Here is a 9,816-nt window from a genome sequence, read left to right as displayed (position 1 = left end):
TGCAACACCGCATCCAACAACGCCGGATGCACACCAAACCCCCCAGCATCACCCCACGCACCCTCCGGCAAAGCCACCTCCGCGAACACCTCACCCCCACGCCGCCACGCAGCACGAACCCCCCTGAAGGTCGGCCCGTAGTCGTAGCCTTGAGCGCGCAGAACGTCGTACAGCTTGTCAACCTTGTCCACCCCTACGGGGTCGGCTCCGGCCGGCGGCCACTCCGTCAGGTCGAACGACGGCGCCTCGCCCCCTGGCGCGAGCACACCCTCAGCATGCGACGTCCACTCCGCTCCCGGTTCCCGCGAGTAGACGCGCACCGAACGGCGGCCCGACTCGTCCGACGCACCCACCACGACCTGGACGGCGACCGCGCCCCGCTCCGGCAGCACCAGCGGCGTCCCGAGGATCAGTTCCTCCACGACGCCGCAACCGACCTCGTCGCCGGCGCGGACCGCCAGCTCTACGAACGCGGTGCCTGGTAGCAGCACCACCCCATGTACCGCGTGATCGGCCAGCCACGGATGCGCTCCGGTCGACAGCGATCCCGTCAGCACCACGCCGTCCGACTCGGCGGACGGCACCACGGCACCCAGCAGCGGATGCTCCGCCGCCACCAGTCCTGCGGCGCTCACATCGGCGACCGCCGGGTCATCGACCCAGTAGCGCTTGTGCTGGAAGGCGTAGGTGGGCAGGTCCACCCGGCGGGCACCGGTCCCGGCGAACAACGCCGACCAGTCCACCCCCACACCCACCGCATGCAACTGCCCCACACCCGAAACCACCGACACCGGCTCCACCCGGCCCCGACGCACCAACGGCACGAACACCGCCTCACCGTCCTGGGCAACACAGTCAGGCCCCATCCCCGACAAAACCGCATCCGGACCGACCTCGACGAACCGCGACACACCCTTCGCCTCAAGAGTGCGCACCGCATCGGCGAACCGGACCGGCTCACGCACATGCCGCACCCAATAGCCAGGTGTGTCCAGCCCCTCGGCCACCTCACCGGTCAACGCCGACACCACCGGAATACGCGGCTCGTTCAGCGACAGCCCCTCCACCACCGAGGCGAACTCCGCCAGCATCGGATCCATCAACGGCGAATGGAACGCATGCGACACTCGAAGCCGCCGCACCTTACGCCCGGACGCCTCGAACTCCCCGGCGACCTCCAGCACCGCCCGCTCATCCCCCGACACCACCACCGACGCGGGACCGTTCACCGCCGCTATCCCCACAAGCGCAGACCCCGCCGCACCCCCGGACCGCGCCTGCAACGCCTCCAGCGCCGCCGCGACCTCCTCCTCGCCGGCGCCGATCGCCACCATCGCCCCACCCGAAGGCAGAGCCTGCATCAACACGCCACGCGCCGCCACCAGGGCCGCCGCGTCCGCCAGCGACAACACCCCCGCCACGTGCGCCGCGGCGATCTCACCGATCGAATGACCGGCGACGAAGTCCGGACGAATACCCCAGGACTCCACCAGCCGGAACAGCGCCACCTCAAAAGCGAACAGCCCTGCCTGGGCGAACACCGTCCGATCGAGCGCCGTGGCGTCGGAACCCCACAGCACATCCCGCAGCGAAACAGCCGCATCGCCGGTCAGCCGGCCGCCCACCAGCCCAGCCACCCGACCCGACGCCTGCCCAGCCGCCTGGTCGTCCGCCTGGCCGTCGACCTGCCCAGCCATCTGGCCGTCCACGAGCCCAGCCGAAGCCAGGTGACGAGCCACATGCGGGGCCAGGTGCTCGTCCAGCTCGGCCACCGCCGCGTCGAACGCCTCGGCGAACACCGGGAACTCGGCGTGCAACTCCCGGCCCATACCCAGCCGCTGCGCACCCTGACCGGTGAACACCAACGCCGTAGCACCCTCACCACGAGCACGACCCACCACCACACCCGGATCCACACCACCCGACGCCAGCGCGCCCAGACCCCGCACCAACTCATCGCGATCCCGGCCCACCACGACCGCACGATGCTCCAACGCCGCACGCGAAGTCGCCAGCGAGAAACCCACATCAGACAGACCGAGCCCCGGCTTCGACTCCACGAACACCGACAACCGCTCAGCCTGCGCACGCAACGCCGCCACCGACCGCGCCGACAGCACCCATGGCAGGGCGCCCAGAGAGGTGCCGGGCGCCGCGCCCGGATCGGCGGCCGCTTCCTCGGCCTCCGGCGCCTGCTCGACGATCACGTGCGCGTTGGTGCCGCTGATACCGAACGACGACACCCCCGCCCGCCGCGGATGCCCGTTCCGCGGCCACTCCTGGGCGTCGGTCAGCAACTCCACCGCGCCCGCCGACCAGTCCACCTGCGAGCTCGGCTGCTCCAGATGCAGCGTCTTCGGCAGCACCCCATGGCGCATCGCCAGCACCATCTTCATCACGCCGGCCACACCCGCGGCCGCCTGCGTATGCCCGAGATTCGACTTGATCGATCCCAGCCACAGCGGGCGGTCGCGGTCCTGTCCGTAGGTGGCCAGCAACGCCTGCGCCTCGATCGGATCACCCAACGTCGTACCCGTCCCGTGCGCCTCCACCGCGTCCACCTCGGACGCCGGCAGTCCCGCGTCGGCGAGAGCCTGGCGGATCACCCGCTGCTGGGCCAGACCGTTGGGGGTGGTCAGGCCGCTGGAGGCGCCGTCCTGGTTGACCGCCGACCCGCGCACCACCGCCAGCACCGGATGCCCGTTACGCCGCGCGTCCGACAACCGCTCCAGCACGAGCAGTCCGGCTCCCTCGGAGCAGCCGGTGCCGTCGGCCGCCGCCGAGAACGACTTGCACCGGCCGTCACGCGCCAGGCCGCGCTGGCCGCTGAAGTAGACGAACATGTCCGGGGTGGTCATCACCGTCACGCCGCCGGCGAGAGCCAGCGACGACTCGCCCCTGCGGAGGGACTGGCTCGCCAGGTGGATCGCCACCAGCGATGACGAGCAGGCGGTGTCCACGGTCACCGCCGGGCCTTCGAGCCCGAGCGTGAAGGCGACCCGCCCGGTGACCAGGCTGCCGTCGCTGGTGCCCGCGCCGTAGTCGTGGTACATCACCCCGGCGTAGACCGCCGTCCGGCTGCCGCGCAGCGACTGGGGGTCGATCCCTGCGCTCTCGAACGCCTCCCAGGCGACTTCGAGCAGCAGCCGCTGCTGCGGGTCGATCGCCTGCGCCTCCCGAGGGGAGACGCCGAAGAAGGCGGCGTCGAAGTCCGCCGCGTCGTAGAGGAATCCGCCCTCGCGGGCGATGCTCTTGCCCTGCTTGCCCGGCTCCGGGTCGTACAGGCCGTCCAGGTTCCAGCCGCGGTCGGCGGGAAACGGTCCGACGCCGTCCACTCCGTCCGCCGCGAGCCGCCACAGCTCGTCGGGGGTGGTCACGGCGCCGGGGTAGCGGCAGGCCATGCCGACGATCGCGATCGGCTCGGTCGCGGCCGCGGTGAGCATGCCGTTCTGCCGGCGCAGGCGCTCGTTCTCCAGCATCGACTTGCGCAGCGCCTCGACGATCTGATCGACAGATGTGCCCATGGTGAAACCGTCTCTCTGGTCAGCGGCCAGTGGTCGCGTTATGTGCCGAGTGCGGCTCAGAGGTCGCCGTCGGCGCCGGCGAGCGCCGCCCGCACCAGGTCGTCGACGTCCATGCTCTTGATCTCTTCGCTGTGGTCGGCGCCGGGCGCCGGCATGCCCGCCTCGTCCTGGGCGGCGAGGCGCAGCAGCGCGTCGAGCAGCCCCGACTCCCGCAGCCTCGCGACCGGGATGGATTCGAGCGTCCGGCGGATCGAGCTCTCCTCCGGGTCGGCCACAGGGCTCTCCGCGATGCCGGGCAGCAACTCGGCGAGGAGGAAGGCGGCCAGCGTGCCGGGGTTGGGGTAGTCGAACATCAAGGTGGCGGGCAGCCGCAGTCCGGTGGCCGTCTGGAGCCGGTTGCGCAGCTCGATGGCGGCCAGGGAGTCCAGGCCCATCTCGGTGAATCCCCTGCTCATGTCGATCGCGTCCGGCTCGTCGTGGCGGACGGCGGCGACGTGGGTGCGGACCAGGTCCAGCAGGACGCGGCCGCGTTCCTGCTCGCCGAGGCCGGCGAGGCGCTGTTCGAGCGTGACGGCTCCGCCGCCCGTGCCCGTGCCCGCGCCGTCGGCTCGGGAGGCCCGGGGGGCCGGGGTGCGTTCGGGGCGGCGCCGTGCCTGGCCCTTGGCCAGCTCGCGGAGCATCGCGGGCCCCGTGGCCGCCGCGTCCGCCAGTGCCGCGGCGTCGACGCGCATGACGACCAGCATCGGCCGGCCGGCTCCGACCGCCTCGTCGAACAGCACGAGCCCTTCGGCCGACGACATCGGCGGCAGCCCGAGGCCGACCATGCGCCGCTCCTCGGCGTCCGCGTCCACGCCGGTCCCGCCGGGTCCGGTGAGGCCGAGCCCGGTCTGCGTCGTCCAGAGGCCGAAGGCCAGCGTGGTGGCGGGAAGCCCGGCCGACCGGCGATGCGAGGCGAGCGCGTCGGCGAACCGGTTGGCCGCCGCGTAGTTGCCCTGTCCAGCCCCCATCACCAGGCCGGACACCGACGAGAAGAGCACGAACGACGCCAGGTCCATGTCCTTTGTGAGCTCATGCAGGTGCCACCCGCCGTCGATCTTGGGGCGGAGCACCCGGTCCATCTGCCCGCGCGACAGCGTGCCGATCAGCGCGTTCTCCATGACGCCGGCCGCGTGCACGACGGACCGCAGGGGGTGCTCGGCGGGGATGCCCGCGAGCAGCCCGGCCACGTCCGCCCGATCGGCGACGTCGCAGGCGGCCACGGTGACCGTCGCGCCGAGGGCGGACAGTTCCGACGTGAGCTCGCCGGCTCCCTCCGCGGCGGCGCCTCTGCGGCTGGCCAGCAGCAGGTGGCGGACTCCGTGGACGGAGACGAGGTGCCGGGCCACCACGGCGCCCAGCCCGCTGGTGCCGCCGGTGATCAGGACGGTGCCGGAGGGGTCCCACGGCGCGGGCGCCGCGGCGTCGCCCGCGGGCACTCCGGTGAGGCGGGGCACGCGTACCTCGCTGCCGCGCACGGCGAGCTCGGGCTCGCCCAGCGCCGCGAGGGCGGGCAGCACGGCGGCGTGGTCCGCGTCCTTGTCGAGGTCCACCAGCGTGAACCGGTCCGGGTTCTCCTGCTGGGCCGAGCGCACCAGGCCCCACACCGGCGCCTGGACAAGGTCCGGCGCTTCGCCGTCGAGGGACACCGCCCCCCGGGTGACGACCATCAGGCGGGAGGCGGCGAAGCGCTCGTCGGCGAGCCAGGAGCGCAGCGTGGCCAGCACGTCGTCCAGGACGGACCGCGTCGCGACCGGCACGTCGCCATCCGCGGCCGGACAGGAGTACAGCACCAGTTCCGGCGCCGGCGTGCCCGCGCCGATCGCCGCGGCCAGGCCGGCGAGGTCGCCGAACACGGGCACGCGGGCGCCGAGCCCGAACGTGTCGGCTCCCGCCACCGCCCAGTCGCCGATGGCGGCGTCGCCGGCGGCGCCCAGGGGCAGGTGGGTCCACCCGACCTGATAGATCGACTCACGCAGCCTCGTCCCGGTGGAGGCGGCCGCGGCCGCGGCCACCCGGTCGGGCGTCACGGCCCTGACGACCAGCGATCCCACCGACAGCACGGGATTTCCCACGCTGTCGGCGAGGTCGAGCTGCACCGCGTCCGATCCGACCTGCGTGTCCGCGCCGACCCAGTTGATCCGGACCCGCAGCCGGGACGAGCCGCCCGAGTGCAGCGACACCCCGGTCCAGGAGAAGGGCAGCTGCGAGGCGCCGACGTCCTGCGGTTTGCGGCCGTTGAGGAAGTCGGTAGCGCTGAGGGCCGCGTCCAGCAGGGAGGGGTGGACCCTGAACTGGGCCGCCGCCTGGCGGGCGTCGTCCGGCAGCGCCACCTCGGCGAAGATCTCGCTGCCGCGCCGCCAGACCGCCCGCAGGCCGCGGAACATCGGGCCGTAGTGGTAGCCCTGCGCGGTCAGGTAGTCGTACACGTCGCTGATGTCGACCTGCTCGGCGCCCTCCGGCGGCCAGGCGCGGTAGCCCACGTCGAACGACTCCGGCGTGACGTCGGGCCTGCCTTCCTCGGCGAGGACGCCGGACACGTGCCGGGTCCACTGGACGTGTTCGGGCGCGTCCTCGACGCGGGAGTAGATCGCGAGCGAGCGGCGCCCGTCGTCGCCGGGCTCGCCCACCACGACCTGGATCGCGGTGCCGCCGGTCGGCGGCAGCGGCATCAGCGCCTCGATGGTCAGCTCTTCGATGACCTCGCAGCCGACCTCCTCGCCGGCCCGCAGCGCCAGCTCCACGTAGCCGGTGCCGGGCAGCAGCACGGTGCCCAGCACGTCGTGGTCGGCGATCCAGGGGTGCGTCTCGATGGACAGCCGTCCCGTCAGCACGACGCCGTCGGACTCGGGCGAGACCACCACGGCGCTCAGCAGCGGATGTCCCGCGGCCCGCTGCCCGATGTCCGCCACGTCGCCGGTGGCCGCCGCGGGCGCGTCCAGCCAGAACCGCCGCCTTTCGAACGCGTAGGTCGGCAGCTCGACGTGGCGCACGTCCTGCCCGGCGTAGAAGCGGAGCCAGTCGGGGCCCGATCCGGTGGCGTGCAGGCGCGCCAGCCCCGCCATCAGGGTCCCGGTCTCCGGCCGGTCCTTGCGCAGCGAGGGCACGACGATCAGGGCGGGGTCGTCCAGGCACGCCTCCGTCATCGCGGCCAGCACCGCGTCCGGTCCCAGTTCGACGAAGCGGGTCACGCCTTCGCCGGCCAGGCATCGCACGCCGTCGGCGAACCGCACGGCCTCCCGGACGTGCCGGACCCAGTACTCGGGCGAGGTCAGCTGCTCGGCCGTCGCGACGGCGCCGGTCACGTTGGACACCACGCGGATGCGCGGCGGCCGGTAGTCGAGTTCGCGCGCGATCCGCTCGAACCGCTCCAGCATCGGCTCCATCAGCGGCGAGTGGAAGGCGTGCGAAACGCGCAGCCTGCTCGTCTTGCGTCCGTCGGCCGCGAAGCGGGCCGCCACCGCGGTGGCGGCGTCCTCGTCACCGGAGATCACGACGGAGGCGGGGCCGTTGACGGCCGCCAGGGCGACCCGGCCGGTCAGCAGCGGCAGGACCTCTTCCTCGGTCGCCTGTAGTGCGATCATGGCGCCGCCGGGGGGCAGTTCCTGCATCAGCCTGCCGCGGGCGGCCACCAGCGTGCAGGCGTCGGCGAGGGACAGCACGCCGGCGGCGTGCGCGGCCGCCAGCTCGCCCACCGAGTGGCCCATCAGCAGGTCGGGGAGCACGCCCCACGACTCGAACAGCCGGAACAGGGCGACCTCGACCGCGAAGATCCCGGCCTGGGCGTAGACCGTCTGGTCGAGCTCGGCCCCGTCCTCCCACAGCACCTCCCGCAGGGGGCGGTCGAGGTGGCCGTCGAGCTCGGCCACGACCGCGTCGAAGGCCGCGGCGAACGCGGGGAAGTCCTCGTGCAGCCGCCGGCCCATCCCGAGCCGCTGCGCGCCCTGACCGGAGAAGACGAAGGCGGTCAGGCCGTCGGCGGCGGCCGTCCCGGTGACGGTCTCGGCCGTCTCGCGCCCGCCGGCGACCCCGGCGAGGCCGCGCAGCGCGCCGTCCCGGTCCTGGGCCAGCACGACGGCGCGGTGCGCCAGCGCGGCGCGGGTGGTGGCCAGCGAGTACGCGACATCCGCGATCGGCTGCTCCGGGTTGGCCTGGAGGTGGGCCTTCAGCCGGTCGGCCTGCGCCCGCAGGGCGTCGCCGCTCTTCGCGCTGACCACCAGCGGCACGAGCACCGGTTCCGGCGACTGCCCGGACACCGGCGAAGCGCCGGTGCCGGCAGTCGCGGCGTCGGTGGTCCCGGCGTCGGTGGTCCCGGCGTCGGCTGTCGCGGCGGGGGCCGGAGCGGCGCCGGTCTGCGGCGCCTCCTCGACGATCACGTGCGCGTTGGTGCCGCTGAGCCCGAACGACGACACCCCGGCCCGGCGCGGATGCCCGTTCCGCGGCCACTCGCGCGCCTCGGTGAGCAGCCGCACCGCGCCCTCCGCCCAGTCCACCTGGGGCGTCGGCCGGTCCACGTGCAAGGTCTTCGGCAGCATTCCGTTGCGGAGCGCCATGACCATCTTGATCACGCCGCTGACGCCGGCGGCCGCCTGGGCGTGCCCGATGTTGGACTTGATCGACCCGAGCCACAGCGGACGGTCCTCGCCGCGCCCCTGGCCGTAGGTCGCGAGCAGAGCCTGCGCCTCGATGGGGTCGCCGAGCCTGGTGCCGGTGCCGTGCCCTTCCACGGCGTCCACGTCGGCGACGTCAAGGCCGGCGTTGGTCAGCGCCTGCCGGATCACTCGCTGCTGCGATGGGCCGTTCGGCGCGGTCAGGCCGTTGGACGCGCCGTCCTGGTTGATCGCGGTGCCGCGCACGACGGCCAGCACCGGGTGGCCGAGCCGCCGCGCGTCGGAGAGCCGCTCGACGAGCAGCAGCCCGACGCCCTCGGCCCAGCCGGTGCCGTCGGCCGCCTCGGCGAACGCCTTGCACCGGCCGTCGGCGGCCAGGCCCCGCTGCCGGCTGAAGTCGACGAAGATCTCCGGGGAGGGCATCACCGTCACGCCGCCGGCCAGGGCCATCGTGATCTCGCCCGAGCGCAGCGCCTGGCAGGCCATGTGCAGGGCCACCAGCGAAGAGGAGCAGGCGGTGTCGACGGTGACGGCCGGGCCCTCCAGTCCGAGGCTGTAGGAGACCCGTCCGGACGCGATGCTTCCCGCGCTGCCGTTGCCCAGATAGGCCGTGAGGTCCTCGGGCAGGTCCTGCGCCCGCGTGCCGTAGTCGTGGTACATCACGCCGGCGTACACACCCGTCTGGCTGCCCCGCATGGACGTCGGGTCGATGCCGGCGCGCTCGAACGCCTCCCACGACGCCTGCAGCAGCAGCCGCTGCTGCGGGTCCATGGCCAGCGCCTCGCGGGGCGAGATGCCGAAGAACTCCGGGTCGAATTCGGCCGCGTCGTAGAGGAAGCCGCCTTCGCGGACGTAGGTCCGGCCGGGCACGCCCGGCTCGGGGTCGTAGATGCGGTCACCGGGCCATCCACGGTCGGCCGGGAAGTCCCCGACGGCGTCGCGGCCGTCGGCCACCAGCCGCCACAGCTCCTCCGCCGACCGTACGCCGCCGGGGAACCGGCAGCTGATGGCGACGATCGCGATCGGGTCGTCGGCCGGGACCGGCGCGACGGCCGCCGTCACCGGCGCCGCCTGCGGGGCCGGGGCGAGTCGCGAGGTGACGTAGGCCACCACGGCCCTCGAGGTCGGATGGTCGAAGACCAGGGTGGCGGGCAGGGTCAGGCCGGTCGCGGTGGCGAGCCGGTTGCGCAGTTCGACCGCGGCGAGCGAGTCGAAGCCGAGCTCGCGGAACGCCCGGTCCGGGTCGACCTGCTCAGGCCCGGCGTGCTGCAGCACGGCGGCCACGTGCGTGCGCACCGTTTCCAGGAGGATCCGGTCGCGCTCGGCGTCGCTCTTCCCGTCGAGCCGCCGTTGGAGCATGCCTGCGCCGGACCCCGCGGTCCGGGCGGCGGCCGTACGGCGGGCGGGGCGGTGCGCCAGGCCGCGCAGCGCGGCGGGCACCTCGTCGGTCCGGGCGCGCAGGGCGGCGGTGTCGATGTGCAGGGGGACCAGGCTGGCCTGGCCGGAGGCGACCGCCTCATCGAACAGTGCCAGTCCTTCGTCCACGGTCAGTGGCGGCAGGCCTTGGCGGCGCATCCGCTCCAGGTCGGCATCGGCCAGCCACTGGCCCATCCCCACCTCGCCACCCCACAGACCGTAGGCCAGCG

At 73.6% G+C, this 9,816-nt stretch carries 2 protein-coding genes; both read right to left on the bottom strand.

The features are described from left to right. On the bottom strand, positions 1–3,524 hold a 3,524-nt coding region (locus ACFO60_RS40425), incomplete at its 3' end, for a type I polyketide synthase (protein ID WP_380852733.1). 56 nt (positions 3,525–3,580) lie between these two features. After that, positions 3,581–9,781 carry a type I polyketide synthase gene (locus ACFO60_RS40420; RefSeq protein WP_380852730.1) on the bottom strand — a complete coding sequence of 2,067 codons (6,201 nt, stop codon included), beginning with the start codon at positions 9,779–9,781 and terminating at the stop codon, positions 3,581–3,583. Between the last annotated feature and the right edge of the window lie 35 nt (positions 9,782–9,816).

It is taken from the genome of Sphaerisporangium dianthi (assembly GCF_042654065.1).
In the GTDB taxonomy this organism is placed as follows: Bacteria; Actinomycetota; Actinomycetes; order Streptosporangiales; family Streptosporangiaceae; genus Sphaerisporangium; species Sphaerisporangium dianthi.
This window is presented reverse-complemented; position numbering and strand designations above follow the sequence as displayed.